The sequence below is a fragment of the Actinomycetes bacterium genome (assembly GCA_024222295.1).
Classification (GTDB): Bacteria; Actinomycetota; Acidimicrobiia; order Acidimicrobiales; family Microtrichaceae; genus JAAEPF01.
In genome coordinates this window covers 117,336-136,559 of the sequence record JAAEPF010000017.1, presented here as the reverse complement: position 1 = coordinate 136,559, position 19,224 = coordinate 117,336, and the positions used below count along the sequence as shown (strand labels likewise).

16 protein-coding genes are annotated in these 19,224 nt (G+C 68.5%); 4 read left to right on the top strand and 12 right to left on the bottom strand.

Annotation, left to right across the window (positions count from 1 at the left end; genetic code table 11):
* Positions 1 to 3 precede the first annotated feature (3 nt).
* Both GY812_03380 and GY812_03375 read right to left on the bottom strand, forming a co-directional pair.
* A complete protein-coding gene (locus GY812_03380) occupies positions 4 to 2,412 on the bottom strand; it encodes a hypothetical protein (GenBank protein ID MCP4434527.1) in 2,409 nt (802 codons plus the stop codon).
* Between the two features lie 90 nt (positions 2,413 to 2,502).
* Positions 2,503 to 3,702, bottom strand: coding sequence for a PDZ domain-containing protein (locus tag GY812_03375; protein ID MCP4434526.1), 1,200 nt, complete (start codon positions 3,700 to 3,702; stop codon positions 2,503 to 2,505).
* Between GY812_03375 and GY812_03370 the strand changes: the two genes are divergently transcribed.
* Complete coding sequence (locus GY812_03370) at positions 3,701 to 4,084, top strand: hypothetical protein (GenBank protein MCP4434525.1); 384 nt, start codon at positions 3,701 to 3,703, stop codon at positions 4,082 to 4,084. The two genes, GY812_03375 and GY812_03370, sit on opposite strands and share 2 nt — an antisense overlap.
* Before the next feature lie 595 nt (positions 4,085 to 4,679).
* Positions 4,680 to 5,303, top strand: coding sequence for a hypothetical protein (locus tag GY812_03365; protein MCP4434524.1), 624 nt, complete (start codon positions 4,680 to 4,682; stop codon positions 5,301 to 5,303).
* Positions 5,304 to 5,381: 78 nt separating this feature from the next.
* Here the strand turns inward: GY812_03365 and GY812_03360 are convergent, their stop codons facing one another.
* The 7 genes from GY812_03360 to GY812_03330 all read right to left on the bottom strand — a co-directional run bounded on the left by GY812_03360 (position 5,382) and on the right by GY812_03330 (position 12,106).
* Positions 5,382 to 6,764: an ABC transporter substrate-binding protein gene (locus tag GY812_03360; GenBank protein ID MCP4434523.1), complete on the bottom strand. Its 1,383-nt coding sequence runs from the start codon at positions 6,762 to 6,764 to the stop codon at positions 5,382 to 5,384.
* Entirely contained in the window at positions 6,761 to 7,837 is a 1,077-nt protein-coding gene (locus tag GY812_03355) for a branched-chain amino acid ABC transporter permease (protein MCP4434522.1), read from the bottom strand. Before GY812_03355 ends, GY812_03360 begins: the two co-directional genes overlap by 4 nt.
* Entirely contained in the window at positions 7,834 to 8,718 is an 885-nt protein-coding gene (locus GY812_03350; GenBank protein MCP4434521.1) for a branched-chain amino acid ABC transporter permease, read from the bottom strand. The genes GY812_03355 and GY812_03350 overlap by 4 nt, the downstream gene beginning before the upstream one ends.
* 100 nt (positions 8,719 to 8,818) lie before the next feature.
* The gene (locus tag GY812_03345) at positions 8,819 to 9,526 is read right to left on the bottom strand and encodes an ABC transporter ATP-binding protein (protein ID MCP4434520.1); all 708 of its coding nucleotides are present in this window, start codon (positions 9,524 to 9,526) and stop codon (positions 8,819 to 8,821) included.
* Positions 9,523 to 10,284 (bottom strand): ABC transporter ATP-binding protein, encoded by a 762-nt coding sequence (locus GY812_03340; GenBank protein ID MCP4434519.1) that lies wholly within the window; start codon positions 10,282 to 10,284, stop codon positions 9,523 to 9,525. The genes GY812_03345 and GY812_03340 overlap by 4 nt, the downstream gene beginning before the upstream one ends.
* A gap of 120 nt (positions 10,285 to 10,404) precedes the next feature.
* Positions 10,405 to 11,409 carry a rod shape-determining protein gene (locus GY812_03335; protein ID MCP4434518.1) on the bottom strand — a complete coding sequence of 335 codons (1,005 nt, stop codon included), beginning with the start codon at positions 11,407 to 11,409 and terminating at the stop codon, positions 10,405 to 10,407.
* A gap of 187 nt (positions 11,410 to 11,596) precedes the next feature.
* The gene (locus tag GY812_03330; protein MCP4434517.1) at positions 11,597 to 12,106 is read right to left on the bottom strand and encodes a molybdenum cofactor biosynthesis protein MoaE; all 510 of its coding nucleotides are present in this window, start codon (positions 12,104 to 12,106) and stop codon (positions 11,597 to 11,599) included.
* A 129-nt stretch (positions 12,107 to 12,235) separates the two neighbouring features.
* On the opposite strand from GY812_03330, the gene GY812_03325 reads away from it, so the two are divergent.
* Entirely contained in the window at positions 12,236 to 13,339 is a 1,104-nt protein-coding gene (locus tag GY812_03325) for a PDZ domain-containing protein (GenBank protein MCP4434516.1), read from the top strand.
* Positions 13,340 to 13,427: 88 nt separating this feature from the next.
* On the top strand, positions 13,428 to 14,735 hold the full coding sequence (locus GY812_03320) for a zinc-dependent metalloprotease (GenBank protein MCP4434515.1): 1,308 nt from the start codon (positions 13,428 to 13,430) through the stop codon (positions 14,733 to 14,735).
* Positions 14,736 to 16,480: 1,745 nt separating this feature from the next.
* Here the strand turns inward: GY812_03320 and GY812_03315 are convergent.
* Genes GY812_03315 through GY812_03305 form a run of 3 tightly spaced genes read right to left on the bottom strand, consistent with a single transcriptional unit; the run spans position 16,481 to position 19,223 of the window.
* Entirely contained in the window at positions 16,481 to 17,230 is a 750-nt protein-coding gene (locus tag GY812_03315) for a response regulator transcription factor (GenBank protein MCP4434514.1), read from the bottom strand.
* On the bottom strand, positions 17,227 to 18,420 hold the full coding sequence (locus GY812_03310) for a sensor histidine kinase (protein MCP4434513.1): 1,194 nt from the start codon (positions 18,418 to 18,420) through the stop codon (positions 17,227 to 17,229). Before GY812_03310 ends, GY812_03315 begins: the two co-directional genes overlap by 4 nt.
* A complete protein-coding gene (locus GY812_03305) occupies positions 18,417 to 19,223 on the bottom strand; it encodes a 5'/3'-nucleotidase SurE (protein MCP4434512.1) in 807 nt (268 codons plus the stop codon). The genes GY812_03310 and GY812_03305 overlap by 4 nt, the downstream gene beginning before the upstream one ends.
* Position 19,224 lies beyond the last annotated feature (1 nt).

Genomic DNA, 19,224 nt, shown 5'->3' with positions numbered 1-19,224 from the left:
GGCTCACTGATCGGCGCTCTCGGGCACCAAGATGCAGCGGCAGCCCGGGTGTGCGGGCGGCAGGGAGTCGCCCGTGGGGAAATCGGCGCCGCACGCGATCGGGCCCTGCAGGGCATTGTCTTCTGCGTCGGCACACGGCAGGCCACCGTTGTCGGGGATCCACTTCCACGTTGCATCGTCGCCGGCAGCGGTCGAAATCCCGCTGTTGAACCCGCCCGACGCAAGGTCGGCGGCAAGCTCCGGCACGCTGGTGGCCCTGAGCTCGCGGTAGGCGGCGCGCATCTCGTCGACCAGCTCCGAGGGGTCGGCTCCCGCCCGGTCGTGCTGCTCGAGGGCCTCGCGCACATGCACCCGCCGGAGTTCCAGGAGCTCCGCGACCTGCTTGGCGAGGCGATCCTGTACGTCGGGCGCTGCCGGCTCGACCAGGTCGGCGACGGACAGTTCCGACCACATCTGCGCACCCGCCGCTGCTGCCAGCAGGTAGGGCTCGGCCAGGCCCTCCACGAACGTCGTGGAGGCGTCCTCGCTGAGCAGGTCTTCGAGCTCGGCGCGACCGCGCTTGATCCGGCGGGCCCGGTCGAGCACCTCGTTCTGCTCGTCGCCCACCAGGCGCTTCAGGTTGCGGGCCAGCAGCCTCTCGGCGGGGGCAAGCAGCTCGTCACGACGGTCGAGAAGGCTCTGCTCCCCGGCTTCGGTGGCGAGTGCGAGGTTGCCGGTCGACTCCGGCTCCACCGAGGTGTCGGTGGCATCGCCAGCCACGACCGGGGAAGTCGCGGCATTGCCGTCAGCCACGGCGCTGTCCGCCGAGGGTTCGGCATCGTCTTCGGTCAGGTCGATCGCGCCCTCGGCGCCCGCAGGGTGAGCCGCGACGTCCGGCGCATCATCGTCGGAGCGCAGCTTCTCGAAGAGGTCGTGCACCGAGGCCATCTGGCTCCCCGCACCGGCAGTTGCCATGCCCCGTGCCGGCCCGTCTCCGCCGTTGGCATCACCTGATGACGTTGCGGTCGACACGCCGCTGTCGTCGCTGTCGGTCCCGTCAGTGGTGCCTGCCCCGGACCCGGGCACCGCAGCGGTCCCGTCCGCCTCATCTGCGCCAGCATCATCTGCCCCGACTTCTTCGGTGAGGTCCGCATCTTCGGTGACGACCTCGTCCGGCCCGGACTCGGCGGATGCCTGCGTGTCGTCCTCGGCCTCGTCGGGGGAATCTGCATCCTGTGCGTCCGGCGCCACCTCGTCGGGGGATTCCTCGGCCTCCTCGGCGGACTGATCGTCCGGCTCCGCACCCGCACCGACCCCGGAATCGACATCGGATGCACCCTCGAGCGCCGCCTCGAGCTCGCGAGCCACGGTGTCCACGTCGTCGGGCACGCCGGCCGCAGCGGCATCGGCGAGGCGCTTGAGGTCCCGGTCCCCGTCGTCGAGCCCCCCGAGGGTCTGCTCCAGGTTGCCCACGACGCCGCGGATCGCGTCGACCACTCCAGCACGCGCCGCCTTGGCCGCTTCGACCTTCTGGCGACCCGCACGGCTCTTCTCGGCCAGGTCCCGCAGCATGCGCTGTCGCACCTCGCGGGCCTCAGCCACCATCTCGCGGCCCTTCTCGCGCGCCTGTTCCACCTCTATGGCCGCAGTGTCCCTGGCCTCGGCAACCAGACGCTGCGCTTCGGTGCGAGCGTTGTCCAGCTCGGTGGCCGCTCGTTCCTCGGCGTCAGCCAGAGCCGCTTCGGCCTTCTCGCGAAGCGCGTCGGCAGCCTCCTGCGCCTCGGCGGTGCGCTCTCCCAGCACACTCGAGGCTGCTTCGATCATCTCGTCGTGCCGGCTCTGGGCATCCGAACGGAGTCGCTCCGACTCTTCCTTTGCAGCACTCGTGAGGGATTCGGCCTCGGCGGTGGCACTGGTGCGGGTCTCCTCGGCCTCGGCTGTTGCCGAGGCCATGGCCTTCTCGGCCGACTCGGTGGCCTCCGACACGATCTCCGCTGCAGCCGACTCCGCCTCGGAGCGCGCCCTGCCGGCTGCTTCGCGGTCCTGCGATGCCTCGGCAACCAGGTCCGCGGCCGTCTCCTCGGCTTCGGCGCGGGTTGTGTCGAGCAGCTCCTTGGACTCCCGCTCGGCCTCGCCGCGCATCTCCGTTGCCGCCGAGCGCGCCGCTGCGACGATCCGGGCGGTCTCGGCGCCGAGAATCTCGGTCACCCGGTCCTCGTCGAACTCCTCGGCCTCGTCAAGGCGTCGGCTCAGGTCCTCGACCCGCGCCACCAGCTGGCCATCGCGTTGCTCGTAGACACGCAGCGCATCAGCCACGCGGCCAAGCAGCTTGCGGACCTCGGTGGGTTCGAAGCCCTTTCGCGACCGGCCGAAACTCGCGCCGGAAACCTTGGAAGCATCGAGGTCCGGAATGTCGGGAAGGGCATCGCTCATGGGTCGATCGTAGGGAACCACCCGGTGCCCGTGGCGGACATATCGAAGCCCAACAGTCCGATTCCGCGGGCCGGGTGGCCCCGGGAGTGCTCAGTCGGCGCCGGGCAGCCCGTCGGGTGCCAGGTACTCGACGGCATCGGCGAGCTTCGCCACGGGCACCAACTCGACGTCGTCGCCGGCAATGCGGCGCATCTCCTCCTGCTCCTCAGCCGGGGTGTCCGCCGGATAGAGGAACACGGTCACGCCGTTGCGTGCCACCGTGGCGACCTTCTGCGGAATGCCGCCGATGACTCCTATCGATCCGTCCGCGAGGATCTCGCCGGTCACCGCAACGTTGCGATCGCCGGTCAGCGAGCCGGGTGTGAGGGTGTCGATGACCGCCAGCGCCCACGCGAGGCCGGCTGAGGGCCCCGTGACGGTGCCCGAGTCGATCTCGACCTCCACATCGGACTGCACGCTCGGGTTCCAGGGCTCGACGCTCACGCCGAGCACCGCACGGGGCGCGTCGGGCTCCTCGACACCCTGATCGGCCTCGACGCCTGTCTCGTCTGCAGCTGCAAGCTCCGTCGTCACTTCCAGGAGCTCCAAATCGGCTCCCTCACCCGACGCGGACTCGCCTGTGGGGGCCACCGCGCGGCGGACCGAGACCGTCACCTCGTCACCGGGTGACTTGTCCAAGAGGGCGGCTCGCAGGTCCGCCGGCAACGTCACCTCGATGCCGTCGACTCCGACGATCACGTCGCCCGGGAGGATCTGCGACGAAACGGGAGCGCTGTCGGTGACCTCGAGCACGTGCGCGCCCTCGGCGGCGAAACGCGTGGCGTAGCCGAGCTCGTCGAGTGCCGCCATCGTTGCCACCAGCTTCGACAGGTCCATCTGTTGGCGATTGATCTCGCGGGTCTCGTCCTTGCCTCGCTTGCCGTAGACCTCATCCTGGGTACGCACCTCGATGGCGTCGTCGAACGAGCCGCGCATCAGCCCGAACAGGGTCGCCTGGTCCACGTAGACGGTGGTGAAGAGGATCTGCCCGTCGTCGTCGTAGCTCTGCGCCCCACTCACCTCTATGCGATCCTCGGCGGCGCGCACGGCTCCGGGTTGGATGAGCACATAGGGCGTGGGCACGAAGAGGAAGCCGAGCACGGCACCCACGACCAGCACGCCTGCCATTCCCCACAACCACCAGCGACGACGGCGCTTCGGTTGCGACGCGTCCGGTGCGTCGACTGTCGCCTGGTCCCCCGGCGCGCCAACCGGCTCCTCTGGAGACGGCGATACACTTCCGGGGGTCATGTCAGCACTACTCATCGGCTTGGTGGTCGTCGTGGGCTCCGCAGCCCTGTTCGGGCTGGCGCTGTTCGGCAGGCGCCCGATACCTCAGCCTGCCATGGCGGGCGCCGTTTCGTCCCTCGACGGGGTGGCCGGGGCTGAGACCGCGCCCAGCCGGTTCCCCGGCGGGGAACTGACCGTCGCACACATCTCCGGCATCGACACCCCCGTGCTCGTGCAGGCTCCCGATGAGCCGATTCACCTCAAGGCCTCGGATGTGCGTGTCTCGTTGGGCCGTCGGATCCGCGCCGCGGTGCTTCTGGCAGTCAGCGTGTTCGGAACTGCAATGCTGATCGGCGCGATCGTGAGCATCCTCGTGGTCAGCGCCGTGCTGGTTATCGCCTAGCAAACCCTCAGCCAGGCCGGTTCCGAGGACCCAACCCCGCTCAGGTCAGCGGAATCGGCTGCTCAGCGGCCGAACAGGCCGCGTCGCGCCGGCTGCTCCGGCTCGGGTGCGGCCTCAGGCGCCGGCACGGCGTCGGGAGGCGGTGGTGCCGGTGCCGGCGCAGGCGCCGGCTGCTGGTCACTGAACGCTCCGAAGGTGCTTGCGGGAGCGGGCTCGGCCACCGGTGGCGGCGGTGCAGCAGCGGGGTCGACCGGCGCCGCCTCGGGCGCGGCATCGGCCACCGGCTCAGCGACTGGCTCTGCCGGCGGTTCGGGCGCCGGGTCTGGCTCCGGCGCCGGGGCCGGTGATCCAGCGGTCAACGCCTGTAGCTCCACCTTGAAGTACGGCTTGAGGTCGAACTTGATCTCCTCGAGCGCGAACATCCGGGCGTTAGTGACATCCTTTTCGTTGCGGAGCGACTCCACGAAGGCAACCGCCTCCTCCAACGACTCGAATTGGTTGTAACCGGGGCTACCACCCGGCGCCTGGAAGATCACCATGTGTGACACTGCAACCGTCCTCCTGGACTGCTTCGGTCCGGTCAGTGTAGGTGCTGATGAACAGAACCCACCACGACAGGGTGCATGCAATCGTGGTCGCCGGACACGCCGGCGACGAGACCGTCGCGCGCTCCGGGCTCGAGGATCAGGACCCGAGGGCGCGGGCGGCCGCGCTGGGTTCCCTCGACCGCATGGGCGCGCTCGGCGACGACACGATCCGCGCCGCGTTTCGCGATGGCCACGTGGCCGTGCGCCTACGCGCCACGAAGGTGGCTGCGGGCCGGCCGTCGCTGGCAACTGCCCTCGTGGAGGCGCTTGACGATGAGCCCGGGGTTGCAGAGAACGCGGCGTTTGCACTCGGTGAGTCCCGGCCACCTCCGAGTGAAGCGACCAACGTCATCGACGCCCTGGCCGCGATGGCGCTGACACATGACGACTCGTTGTGCCGCGAGGCAGCCGTGGCGGCCCTGGGTTCACTGGGTGACCCTCGCGGCCTGGATGCAGTGCTGCACGGGTGCACCGACCGCGCCACCGTGCGACGTCGCGCGGTGTTGGCCCTCGCCGCCTTCGACGGCGAAGAGGTCTCCTCGATGCTCGAGCGCCTGACGGCGGACCGCGACCTGCAGGTGCGCCAGGCAGCAGAGGACCTACTGGGCATCGAGCGGGGCGAGGCGACCTGACCGACCGAGCCAGGCATCCCCATACGCGAAGAGGCCGGCCCCGAAGGGCCGGCCTCTTCGATTCAGGAATGTGACCGGTCAGCCGGCGAGCTCATTGGACTCGCCGTTGCGGTTCTTCACCGGTGACAGCTCGTCCCAACCACCGTTGGCGTTGCGCTGCGCGATCCGGAAGCCCTCGAGGGCCCACGGATCCTCGGCGTTGTCGGTGATGACCTCGATCTCGGGCCGCACCAGGCCGAATGCCGAGGTGTCCAAGGCGAACAGGGAGTTCATGATCTCCGCCCGCTCCACCTTCTCGGTGTTCTCGAGACCCATGCCGAAGAAGTTGCCGAAGCCCCAGCCGATCGACGTGATGCCACCCTTGAGCTGCCCCTCGTCGAGGCCTGCGGCGGCACCCTTGGTGAGGAACTCCTGGACCGCGGGCTGGTCGGCGTCGGCCGGATCGGCCGGGTCGAGCGTGGCCTGGGCCTGGATGACACCGACAGCGGAGTCACCGGCGATGCTCATGGCGGTGTTGCCGGCGCAGGTGACCGAGATGAATGTCGTCGGCGTCCAGGTCTCGGGGATGAAGGTCAGCGTCGCGGGACACGGAGTGCCGCCGATGCCGACGATGAAGGTGTCCGCGCCACTGCCTGCGAGCTGCACCGTCTTGGACTCGGTGGTGGGCTCGGCAGTCGGGTTGTAGCCCTGCTCACCGACGATCTCGATCGAGGTTCCGTCGTCGTTGTTGGACCGCTCGATCGCCTTCTCCAGCGCCCCCTTGTAGGCCTGGCCGAAGTCGTCGTCCTGGTACAGCAGGGCGATCTTGGCCTCCGGGTTGGTCTCGGCGATGTAGTCGAGCCAGAAGTTTGCCTCGAGCGCATAGGAGGGCAGGCCCGAGATGTACCAGGGGTACTGGTCAGCGTCGCCCCAGTTGGTGGAACCCGTCGCCAGCGCGATGTTCGGCACGCAGTTGTCGTTGAGGTAGTCGCGGATCGCCAGGTTGTTCTCGGTGCCGATGGCACCCACGATCGCGAACACACCGTCTTCCTCGACCAGCTTCTTGGCGAGGTTCGGGGTCTTCGCCGGGTCATAGGCGTCGTCTTCCTTGACCAACTCGATCTTGTAGGTGTTGCCGTCACCGGCCTTGACGCCGCCGGCGTCGTTGACCGACTTCGTCCATGCCTCGAGGCCCGTGGTCACCTGGTCGTAGATGGCGAAGTTGCCCGTCGCCGGGCGGATGGTGCCGATCTTGATCGTGTCACCCTCGATGCCCTCGGTGGGCTGGTAGTCGGCGCAGTCGATCGACGGATCGATGAACGCACCGGCGGTTTCCGAGCCGCTGTCGGAGTCCCCGGAGTCCTCCGAGGAGGAACCGGAATCGTCAGATGAGGATCCGGAGTCGTCATCGCGGCCGCATGCCGCTGCTACCAGCACCACGGCCAGGAACAGGGCGGCCAGTTGCTTCCACTTTGCACTCATGTCTCAGATTCCTCCTGATTTTCCGAACTACCGACAGTCTGCCCCTCCGGGGCACCCCCTGCATGACGAGCCTGAATGTGGCCCATCAGATCCTTGAACTGGCCCACGACGCCGTTGGGCGCGATCAGCATCTGAATCACGAGAAGCACACCGAGGATCACCGGCGCCGCGTTCTCGAACCGACCTGGCAGGGCGGGGCCGATCACATCGTTGAACAGCCCGTAGATGATTGCACCGACCACCGGACCCATGACCGTGGCCGGTCCACCCACGACCACGGCCACCAGCAGGTAGATCGACACCAGCAGGGTGAACGAACTCGGGTTCACCTGGCCCTCGTTGAGGGCGAACATCGCCCCGCCGACGCCGGCGACCGCCGCCGACACTCCGAAGGTGATGATCTTGGTACGAGACACGTTGATACCGGACACCGCGGCGGCAGTCTCGTTGTCACGGATGGCGACGAGGCTGCGGCCGACCCGGGAGCGCACGAGGTTGGACAGCACCACGAACACGATGATCGTGACCGTCAGGAAGATGTAGTACTTCCACTGGTCGGGCTCCAGGCCGTCGACCGGGGCCTCCCACTTCACGGGACATTCCGGGCGGCCCCTCGGGCAACCTTCCTGGGGCACCACCATTCGCAGGCCGCTGCGGCCGCCGGTGAGGCTGGAGAACTGCTCGATGATCTGCGGGAACAGCACTGCGACCGACAGGGTCACCAGCGCCAGGTAGAAACCACGGATCCGCAGTGCCGGCAGGCCGATGACGACGCCGGCCACGAAGCAGACGACAGCGGCAGCCGGAATGGTCAACAGCAACGGCCAGGAGCTCTCCACCACGAGCAATGCGGATGCGTAGGCGCCGAGACCGTAGAGGGCACCGTGACCCACCGAGATCTGGCCGTTGTAGCCGGTGAGCAGGTTCAGACCGGCCGCCGCAACAGCGATGGTCATCCAGCCGATGAACTGCTCCACCCTGAACGCACTGAATTGCATGGGCAGGAGCAGCAGTACGACCAACAGAACGCCGAGGCAGCCCCAACGGAGCCATGGGGGCGCGTTGGACTTCATACGCGCTGCACCTGCTTGGACCCGAACAATCCCTCAGGCCGGAACAGCAGCACGGCGAGGATGAGCACGAAGGCCGGCGCAAGGGGCATCTTCTCGAACGCCGACACATAGGCGGGCACCACAGCAGAGAGGACCCCGACCAGGAGTCCGCCGACCACGGCACCCGCAATGGAGTCGAATCCACCCAGAGTGATCGCAGCGAAGGCGAAGATCAGCACGAGCTGCATCAGGTTGGTGCCGACGCCGGCCCGGTCGGCGGTGAGGACGCCGGCAAGGGTGCCCACGGCGGCTGCCAGACCCCAGCCCAGCATGAGGATCCGTGGCACGGGCACGCCGCAGAGGCCGGCCGATTCGGAGTTGGAGGCCACCGCCCGCATCCCGAGGCCCACCTTGGTGCGCTGGAACAGCACGGAGAACCCTGCCACCAGCGCCGCCAGCACCAGCCAGATGCCGATCTTCTGGTACTGGATCGCGACATCGCCGATGGTGATCTGACCGTCCCCGAAAAGCGGGTCCAGTCGCTTGTCGACGGTGCCCCAGATGAGCTGGGCGGCACCGTTGATCGCGAGGAACAAGCCGATGGTCACGATCACCACCGCGAGCGGGTTCTGGTGCGGGTCTCCTAGCGGCGCGACCGCGACGCCGTGGAGGATCACCCCGATCAGGAACCCGCCGAGCATGCCGCCCAGAACGGCCAGCCACATCGGGACTCCTGCGTTCCAGATGGTCCACACGATGAAGGTGGAGAACATGGCCAGCTCACCCTGCGCGAAGTTCAGCAGGCCTGTGGAGCGGAAGATGATCACCAGGCCGAGGCCCAACATCGCATAGACAGCGCCGTCAGCGAGCCCCACGAGGACGATCTGGATGAAGTTGCTCATGCTGATACCCTCCGCCGCGGCACACCGGCCGCGACCTGACCTCGGGTAAACCCACACCGGTGGGTGCCGCTGATGCGGGACGGGGGTTCGGTCGCGGGGGTCACAGGCCCAGGTACGCCTTCTGGATGGTCTCGTCGTGCTGCAGCTGCTCGGCCGGCCCGGAAGCCACGATGCCCCCCGCCTCCAGCACGTAGGCGCGGCCGGCAAAGTCGAGCGCCAGGTTCGCGTTCTGCTCGACCAACAGCACTGCGGTGCCGGTGTCGCGGGTGACATCGCGCAGGCGATCGAACACCTCGCGGGTCACGAGGGGCGCCAACCCGAGTGACGGCTCGTCGAGCAGCAGCAGGCGAGGGCGGCTCATGAAGGCCCGGGCGATCGCCAGCATCTGCTGCTCACCGCCCGACATCGAACCTGCCTGCTGGGTGCGTCGCTCGCCGAGTCGGGGAAACGCCTCCAGCCACATCGCCAGGTCTTCGTCGACCTCGGGCCCCGAGCGCTGATAGGCGCCAAGGCGCAGGTTGTCCTCCACCGTCAGCGCCGTGATCGTGCCGCGGCCCTGGGGTACGTGGGCGACACCCGCCGCCAGGATCCGGTCGGTGCGCTTGCCGCGGATGTCCTGGCCGTCGAACTGGATCGAGCCGGTGGACGGGATCATCCCGCAGATCGCCCGCAGCGTGGTCGTCTTGCCGGCACCATTGGCACCGAGCACCACCACCAGTTCGCCTTCGTCGACCTCAAGGTCGATGCCGAAGAGGACCTCCACGATCCCGTAGCCGGCTCTGAGGCCCGACACACTGAGAAGGCTCATTCGGCTGCTCCCAGGTAGGCGGAGATCACCTTCGGGTCATTGCGGACCACGTCGGGGGTGCCCTCGGCGATCTTGCGGCCGAGGTCCATCACCACGATGTTCTCCGAGATCGCCATCACCATCGACATGTGGTGCTCCACGAGCAGCACCGTGAGGGCGAACTCGGTACGGATCTGCTGGATGAGCGCTGCCAACTCGTCGACCTCACCGTGGGTGAGCCCGGATGCGGGTTCGTCCAGCATGAGAAGCTTCGGCTCACCGGCCAGGGCCCTCGCGAACTCGATCCTCTTGAGCGTGCCGAAGGGCAGGCCATCGCAGGGGCGCGACGACAGATGGTGCAGGTCGAGGCGTTCGAGGATCGACTCGGCTCGATCGGCCACGCGACGTTCCTCGGCCATCTGGGTGACCCGCAGCGCGGACGACCAGAATCCGCCGGTACTGCGTGCGTGCGCTCCGACCATGACGTTCTCGAGCACGCTCAGGCCCGGCACGAGTGCCAGGTTCTGGAAGGTCCGCCCGACACCCAGGTCGCTGATCCGGTGCGCCGGCACCTCCAGCAGGTCCGACCCCTCGAAGCGCACCGTGCCTTGCGTCGGCTGGTAGATGCGCGACACGACGTTGAACAACGTTGTCTTGCCGGCCCCGTTCGGGCCGATCAGCGCCGCGATCTGCCCGCCTTCGATTCCGAAGCTGAGGCCATCGAGCGCGTTGACACCGCCGAAGCGGACGCCGATGTCGTCGATCTCGAGCAAGGACACGATTGGTGGGCTCCCGGGCCGCTGTTGGTTGGGTCGCCTTGCGGCGACGTGAGGCAGCTGTGACGGGCAACACTAACCGTGCTCCGCGGTGTTGTGGACGAATACGGGGACGGCTTCGGCTCAGCGTCCGCTGGCCATGAACATGTCGGCCAGCTCTTCGTAGTTCTCGACCATCCGGCCTGCACCCAGCACCACGGCCTCGAGCGGCTGGCGCACCAGCCGTACCGGCACCTCGGTCTCGCGTGACAGCCGAAGGTCGAGACCCTTGAGGAGCGACCCGCCACCGACGAGGTTGATGCCCTGTTCGATCAGGTCCTGGGCCAACTCCGGGGGAGCCTCGGCGACACACGAGAGCACCGAATCGACGATTGCGTTGACCGGATCCGCGATCGCCTCGCGCACCTCCGGGGCAGACAGGATGACGTTCTTGGGGAGGCCCGACATCAGCTCGCGGCCCCGCACCTCGGCCCGCACCTCGTCGGGCGTCTCATGGGCGGAACCAACGAGGATCTTGATCTCCTCGGCTGTCTGCTCGCCGATCGCAATGCCGTACTCGCGACGGATGTAGTGGATGATCGCCGCGTCGATGTCGAACGACCCCACGCGCACCGCCTCGAGCGCCACGACCCCACCCAGGGAGATGAGCGCCGTCTCCGACGTGCCGCCGCCGATGTCGACGACCATGTTTGCCAGCGGTTCGTTGATCGGGAGCCCGGCACCGATCGCCGCCGCCATCGGCTGGTCGATCAGTTGTGCCTCGACGGCACCTGCCTTGCGGGCCGCCTCGGTCACGGCTCGCTTCTCCACCGCCGTGATCGCCGAGGGCACGCAGATGACCACACGAGGGCGGTTGCGGCGGTTGACCCCCACCTCCTTGAGGATGATGCGGATCATCTCCTGGGTGACCTCGAAATCGGTGATCGCCCCGCCGCGCAACGGGCGTACCGCCACGATGTAGCTCGGGGTGCGGCCGATCATCTTCCAGGCGTCGCGGCCGAACTCCAGCACCGTGCCCGAACGGTCGTTGAGGGCGATCACCGAGGGCTCGTTGAGCACAATGCCCTCGCCCCGCGCGTATACCAACGTGTTGGCCGTACCGAGGTCGATCGCCAGGTCGCGGGCCAGGGTCAGACTCCCGGCCTGCCGACGCCGCGGCCCTGTGATGGGTCCTCGTCGCCGAGGGCTGCCATCTTCGAGCGGAACTCCTCGATCGACGCATCGGGTGTGTCGGGCTGGCGGTGCCGTGCCCACAGGATGAGTGTGCCGATCACGCTCACGGACACCGCAAGAGCAAGGAACACGAGAGCCGGCATCAGACTGCCCTGCCCGTGGCCGAGACAACCTGTGCGGGGTCGACCAGTTCCGCGCCGTCGAGGCCCCAGTCCTCGCCGCCCGCCCAGCGCTCTCGCTTCCAGATCGGCACCGCAGCCTTGACGGCGTCTATGCCGAAGCGAGCTGCCTCGAACGCTGCTGCCCTGTGGGGGGCGGACACACCCACGACCACTGCGGGTCGGCTCAGCGCAACGTCGCCGGTTCGGTGCAGCAGCGCCACGCGGCCTGCTTCCGGCCAGCGCCGGCGCAGCTCGGCAGCAACCGCTTCGAGGCGCGCCCCCGCCTCGGTTTCCCAGGCCTCGTAGGTGAGCAGCTCGACGCCACTGCGCTCGCCTGCATGGTCGCGGACGTTGCCCGTGAAGACGACGACGGCACCGCAGTCCGGCCGCACCAGCCATTCGTGCGCGGCCGACGGATCCAGCTCCTGGGGGCAAAGCCCGATCCACTCGTTGCCCGGGGGCGGGGCCAGCTCGGCGGTCACAGGCACCATCGTAGGTAAGAGGAACGTCCGCGGACAGACGAACGGTGACAGATTCGTGACGACACCCTGCCAGACGATCGCCCGCAGGGCCCGCTGGCCGCGATCCAGCACCGCGCAAACGTCAGTATCTTCTGTTCCATGGAAGGAGATGGTCGTGTCCAGCCGGACGGGTCAGACGATCAGGACGCGCTTGCCGCACCGCCCGCTGCGGGACACCGGACCTGGAGACACCCGAGCGAAGTAGGCCTGCAGGGACGCCAGAGGGCCGACCGCAGCCGCGGGTTCCACATGGTCGTGGTGATGGTCGTGCTGGCCGCACTCGTCCTGGGCGTGACGGCCGTCATTTCGCGGTCCACCGACAGCCGGCCGCAAGGCAATCCGGAGCCGTTCGAAGCAGCGACCGGCTACGCGCTAGCAACAGTCGAGGTGGACACCGGTGGCGCCACCCGCGAGGAAGTAGCCGTGATCGTGGACCACGGCCGCCACGCGGTGACGCTCAGCTCCGCTGACGGCCCCGCGGCCGAGTCCGAAGGCGAACGGCTGGAGGATGCGGACGACATCGTCGTCACCCTCGGCGACGACACCACCGGTGCCACCGTGGTCGCCACCGACGACGTCTCGGGCATGGTGCTCCTGGGCCTCGACCAGCCGATGGGCAGCAACCCGGGCTTCGGTGAGGAGATGTCTGTCGGCGAGCAGGTGGAACTCGTCCACCGCGACGGCACGGGTCGGATCCGCGGCGAGCCCATGACGATCACGGACGTCGACTCCGAGGTACTGAGGGCCGATGACTCGCTCGCCACCAACCTCCTCGCACTCGATGGCCACGTGCAGTCCTACGGACCCCTCACAGATCCGAGCGGAGCGCTCGGCGGCTGGGTGTTCGGCGTCGACGGCAACCACTCCGTGGCCTACAAGGCGGAGACAATCCGCGAGCTCGTGGCCCAGATGCTCACAACCGGCACATCCCACCACGGCTGGATGGGTGTGCGCGCGGCCACGTCCACCGACGACATGGCCGGTGCCGTCGTGCTGGATGTCAAGACCGGCAGCCCGGCGGCGACCGCAGGGATCCAGGACGGCGACTTGATCGTCTCCCTTGGCGATGCGCGCATCCAGAGCCTCGGCGACCTGGTGGATCAGCTGGACACAACCGACATCGGCTCGACCGTGACCATCGGTCTCTACCGCGGCGAGGAGCAACACTCGGTCCCGGTCACCGTGGGCGACTTTCCCTCCTGACCCGGGTCGCGGCGCCAACCCCAATGGCTCCTCAGCCATGGACCCGTCCCGGGGCCAAGCCTCGCCCAGCAGCCCTACCATGGGCGTCGTGGACAACCCCCCGGACGAGCCCGCTGGGCACAGCGACGACAACCCCTTCGAGGGAATGGGTGCATTCTTCGGCGAGATGAGCCGGATGATGGGCGCCCAGAACCAGTGGGAGCAGGCCGCTCAGATCGCCGCCGGCATCGCCAACGAGGGTCACAGCGAGGCCAACATCGACCCCGCTGACCGCATAGCGGTTGAGGGCCTGGCACGGGTGGCAGAGCTTCAGATCGCGAACCACAGCGGGCTCGGGTTCGCGGAGCCGCTGCGCGTGGAACCGATGAACCGCAGCCAGTGGGCCAGGCGGTTCCTCGAGGACCAGCGCCCGATGCTCGGAGGCCTCGCCGATTCGATGGGGCGGGGCCTGTCGGCACAGCTCGGGGAGCTCGGTGACCTTGGCGACCTGGGCGAGTTCGGTGACACCCCTTCGATTCCGGGCTTGGGCCCGCTACCGCCCCAGATGCTCGAGCAGCTGCTTTCCATGATGGGTCCGATGCTGTTGTCGATGATGTCCGGCTCCACCGCCGGCCACCTGGCCGCCCGTGCGCTCGGCCACTACGAACTGCCGATACCGCGACCTGCGGGTCAGCCACTGGCGATGGTGCTCTCCAACGTCGACGAGTTCGCCCGTGAGTGGAGCCTGCCCACCAACGACATCCGCCTGTGGGTGTGCCTGTCGGACGCTGCTCACCATCAGGTTCTGTGTATCCCCCATGTTCGCGAGCGGCTGGTGGGGATCATCGAGGAGTACACCCGCTCGTTTACCGACGATCCCGAGCTCATCGAGCGCCAGGCCCGCGAGCTCGGCCTCGACGACGCGTTCGAGGAGGGCGGCGGTGACATGGAGGCGCTTCAGTCGCTTGCCGCCGATCCCGACCGCCTGCTCGGCGCGATGCAGTCCGACCGCCAGCGCGCCCTCATGCCCGAGGCCGAAGCCCTGGTCGCCACGGTCGAGGGGTGGGTCGACCACGTACTCGACTCGGTCGGCGCAAACCTGCTCTCGGAGTACTCCCGGGTGACCGAAGCCCTTCGCAGGCGCCGCGTGGAGGCGGGACCCCAGACCCGGTTCGTGGAGAGGTTGTTCGGCCTCGAGCTGTCACAGGCCACCTTCGACCGCGGTGGCGCATTCATCGACGGCATCGTGCAACGCTCCGACTCGGAGGCCTTGGAAACTCTGTGGGACGACCCCGAGCACCTTCCGACCGCATCCGAGCTCGACGCGCCGGGGCTCTGGATGGCGCGTGTGGGCATCGAGGCCCGCGACGTGCCCTTCGACGGGGACTTCGAGATCCCCGACGCCCCCGACTTCTGAGCCCATCGCGGCCGATCCGACGGTCCACCCCGGCGGTCGGCCAGCTCATCCGGCTGTGCTGGACTACTCATCCACATATCTCGAGTCGCCTCGCGTCAGATAGACGCGTGGCCACTGCACCGCGGGGCCTGAGTGGCGCAGCACACGCTCAGCGCACGCTCAGCGCGGCACAGGCTCAGCGCGGCGGTGGGCCGGCAGGAGGCGGTGCAGGGGGTGGCGGTCCGCCGCCAGGCGGCGGGGAGGCCGGAGGCGGAGCGGGTGGAGCCGGTGGAGGTCCATCGCCAGGCGGACGTTGTTTGCGGTTGCGGCGCCAGCGGTTCACCTCGGTGGCAGCTTCACGCGCCGTTGGAAGGCGGGGTGGCACCTGGCCCTTGGCGACCGCCCGCATGCCCGTCGCGTAGAACGCACCTGCAGCAACGGCAAGGACTCCGACGATCAAACCGCCCAAGGGTGTGGGCATCGGGATGATCACGGGTGCGAGCGCACCGAGCACCCACGCGATCTGGAAACGCGACTCGAAGCGGGAGAAGGTGCGGCCGCGGTTGGCGTCGGGCGCGTCACGCTGCACCACCGCGTCGAACGCCTGCTTGCCGGCCGCGGCGGCGAGGGCGACCCCAGATGCAAGCAGTGCCTGGCCGAACAGCCCTCCGAACAACAGCCCGGCTCCGCCGGCGCAGGCTGCCACGGCGAGGCTCGCGAGCAACACGAACTCCTCGCGGAAGATCTTGCGCATCACCGGTGCGATGGCTGCGCCCCCAAGGCCTCCGGCGACGCTCACCGCAACGATCACTCCGAAGTGCCATGTCGGAGGCGCACCGGCGGGCGCCAGGTCGGCGACCGTGACAGGGTCGTGGTCGAGCGCGGCGGCTGACACGCGGCCGAGGACCTCTCCCGGTCGCGAGATGCGGTCGTCGCCGCGCAGGGCGAAGGCCATGAGGAAGGTGACGAAGCCGACGATGGCCCGCAACGTGGCCATGGCCGACCCGGCCGACACCACGGCCCCGCTTCGCAGCTCGGCGACCTCGTCCTCGCCGGCCTCCTCGGCGGCAACCGTGGTTGCCGGCACGCGCAGCGATGCCAGTCCGGCCGCCACGAAGGTCAGCGCCGCCAGCACCATCACCGCCGACGGCCCGATCAGAAGCAGCAGGAGTCCGGGCAGGCCCATCGCGAAGCCACCCAGACCCGACAGCAGCTGCAGCTTGGAGTTGGCCTCCACGAGCGCTGCGTCGCCCTCGGTGACAGTGGGCACGATCGCCGCCTTGGCCACCTGGTAGGCCTTGGCGAGGATCAGCATGAGGAACGCCTCGGGGAACAGCAGCAGGCTCTCGGAGGACACGCTTCCGACCATGAGCACAGCCACCAGCACGCGGCCCCAGGTGGACACGAGCAGCATGATCCGGCGCCCACCCCGGGCGCGGTCCATGGCCGGCCCGACCAGCGGCCCGACCACCGCGAACGGGGCCATCGTGAACACGAGATAGCCGAATATCCGCCAGCGTGCGCCCGCGGGGTCGACCGAGAAGAAGAGGGACCCGGCGAGCGCCATCGCCACCAGGGCGTCGCCGCCAACCGAGAAGATATGTGCCAGCGCGAGGCGGCCGAACGGCGCGTTGACGTCGATGGCAGTCGATCTACCGGTGGGTCGTGGGGGCCTCCCGCTCACGGCTTCATGCTACGGCTGCACGCCGACAGTCCCGGCCCGCGGCGGACGCTTCAGCCCTGCGCACGCCTCACCCAGCGCTGAATCACTCAGCGATGAACTTGTAGCCAAGCCCGCGGATCGTCGTGATCAATCGCGGATTGGCCGGGTCGTCTTCGACCTTGGCCCTGATCCGCTTGATGTGCACGTCCAGTGTCTTGGTGTCGCCCACGTAGTCGTGGCCCCAGACTCGATCGATCAACGTTGCGCGCGGGAGCACCCTCCCGGCGTTCTCCATCAGCAACGCGAGGACCTCGAATTCCTTGAGCGGCAACGACACCTGTTCGCCGTCGACACGCACCTCGTGGCGGTCGATGTCCAGTTCCACGGCTCCGCCGCGCAGCACCGACTCCGGAGCCTCGACGACGGGGGATGTGTCACGCCCGCCGCGCCTGCGCAGCACTGCACGCATCCGTGCAACCAGTTCGCGCAATCGGTACGGCTTGGCCACGTAGTCGTCGGCTCCGACTTCGAGACCCACGACCGTGTCGATCTCGGACGCCTTGGCGGTCACCATGATGATCGGCACGTCGCTTCGCTGGCGGAGCTCACGGCAGACGTCGATTCCCGACAGCGTCGGGAGCATCACGTCGAGCAACACCAGGTCGGGAGCCACGGCATCGAACGCCGTGATCGCCTCGGCTCCGTCGCGCGCAACCGAGAGCGCGAAGCCCTCGCGGGCGAGACCCACCTGTAGTGCGTCGATGAAAGCTTCCTCGTCCTCCACCACCAGTACCCGCGTGGGTGGCTGGGGCGTCTCGGCATGGTCCTGTGTCGCCCGCGGTGTCGTGTTCACCGCGGGGGCTCCTGCTGGGAGAAGTCGGCCGCCGCTTCCCCCGCCGGCGGCTGACACGGGAGAACCAGCGTGAACACGCTCCCCCGCCCCTCGAGCGAGTCGAGTTCGACCTGGCCTCCGTGGTTGGAAACCACGTGGCGAACGATCGCCAGTCCGAGGCCGGTGCCACCCGTGCTTCGTGCGCGGGCACGGTCCACCCGGTAGAAGCGCTCGAAGACCCGATCGTGCAGCCGGCCGGGAATCCCGATGCCGTGGTCCTCGACCACCACTGTGGCCACGGTGCCTGCCGGCTCCCGGTGGGCCCGGACCTCGACCTCGTCGCCGTCGCTCGAATACTTCACGGCGTTGTCGAGCAGGTTGAATACCGCGGAGACCAGCTGACGGCGGTCGCCGTGCAGCACGACGCTCGACGGAAGATCGGTGCGTAACTTCACCCCAGCCTGCTCAGCCGCGTTGCCCATCCTCGACACGGCCTCGGCGATCAGGTCGTCGAGCGACAGCTCCTCGTGGTCCGAATCGTCCGCGAACTCGATGCGACTCAGCTCCAGGAGGTCGTCGATGGTGCTGGCGGCGCGGTGTGCCTCGGCGACCATTCGTCGCGCCAGCCTGTGCACCACTTCGGGATCCTCCTCCGCGTCGAGGGTCTCCGCGAGAAGTCCGAGGGCGCCGATGGGGGTCTTGAGTTCGTGGGAGATGTTGGCCACGAAGTCCCGCCGCACAGTCTCGGTGCGGCGGGCGTCGGACCGGTCCTCGACGATCGCAAGGGCGCCGGTTCCATGGCCATCCGCGAACGGGTGCGCCGACACCTCGAACAGCTCTGCCGGCGGGCCGAAGAGATCGACCGACTCATGCTGGCTGGTGCCGTCGCGGGCGTCGGCCAGCAGTCGCCTCACGCAGTTCTCCACGAGTGCGTGCCCGTGACGGGCTGTGGCGAGTCTCGTGGCGGCCTCGTTGCGGTACGTCTCCTCGCCAGCCCCATTGACGACGACAACCCCGTGCTCGATCCGCTCCACAGCCGCTGCCAGCGGCCCCAGGCCATACATCGGGCCCAGCGGCGACTGGTCCGACGGCGGGTCGACGGCCTCAGGGGGAGCAGCGGGGGGACGATTGACAAGCCTGGCGAAGGACCGGCGTCCACCGATGGCCCCCAAGGTCATGGCCACCGCCACCGCCAGCAGGGCGGCTGTCATGTCCCGACCCCGTTGGCGTCCGACCTCGGCGAGGCCGCGAGGCATACGAGCAGTCTGGCTCCCTGTTCCGGTGTGATCTCGCCGACACGGATGCCCGTGATGGGGGTGACGGCGGGATGACCGTCGGCAGTGACCCTCGTATCGGTGCCCTCGGGCAACTCGTCAGTCGTCTCACGAAAGCCGAGGCGGATCCACTCGTCATCGCGCTCCAGCACTTCGGTGTGCACGGCTCCCTTGCGCGCCAGTGATGCCAGCACCGGCTCGGACAGTTGGGAGGCCGGCAGGTCCGGCACGTTGAGGTTGAGTGTCGAAACACCGTCCTGGGCGCGCACCCAATCGACGGCCTGCACCGCAAGGTCGGCAGCCACACCCCAGTTACGGATCGTGGGCTCATGGCCGGCGATGCTCACCGCCACACCCGACACCCCGAAGTTGGCTGCGGTCAGCACGGCTCCCACCGTTCCCGAGTGCAGGGTGGAACGCCCGGTGTTGAGCCCCGGGTTGATGCCCGAGAGCACCAGCTCAGGTGGGTCACCGAAAGCCTGGATCATCGCTGCGACGACACACAGCGCCGGTGGGGCGTCGAGCTCGTAGGCCTCGACGCCGTCGAGGCCCGCCAGCGTCTTGGCGCGGCAGCGGATCGAGCTCTGCTCACCGAGGTCGTCGATGGCTGCAGCCGAGCCGGATCGGTTCTGCTCCGGCGCCACGGCCAGCACCTGGTGGCCGGCCCGTGCCGCTGCACCGGCGAGATGCGACAGCCCGGGCGCGTGCAGACCGTCGTCGTTGGTGACGAGGACCCTCAAC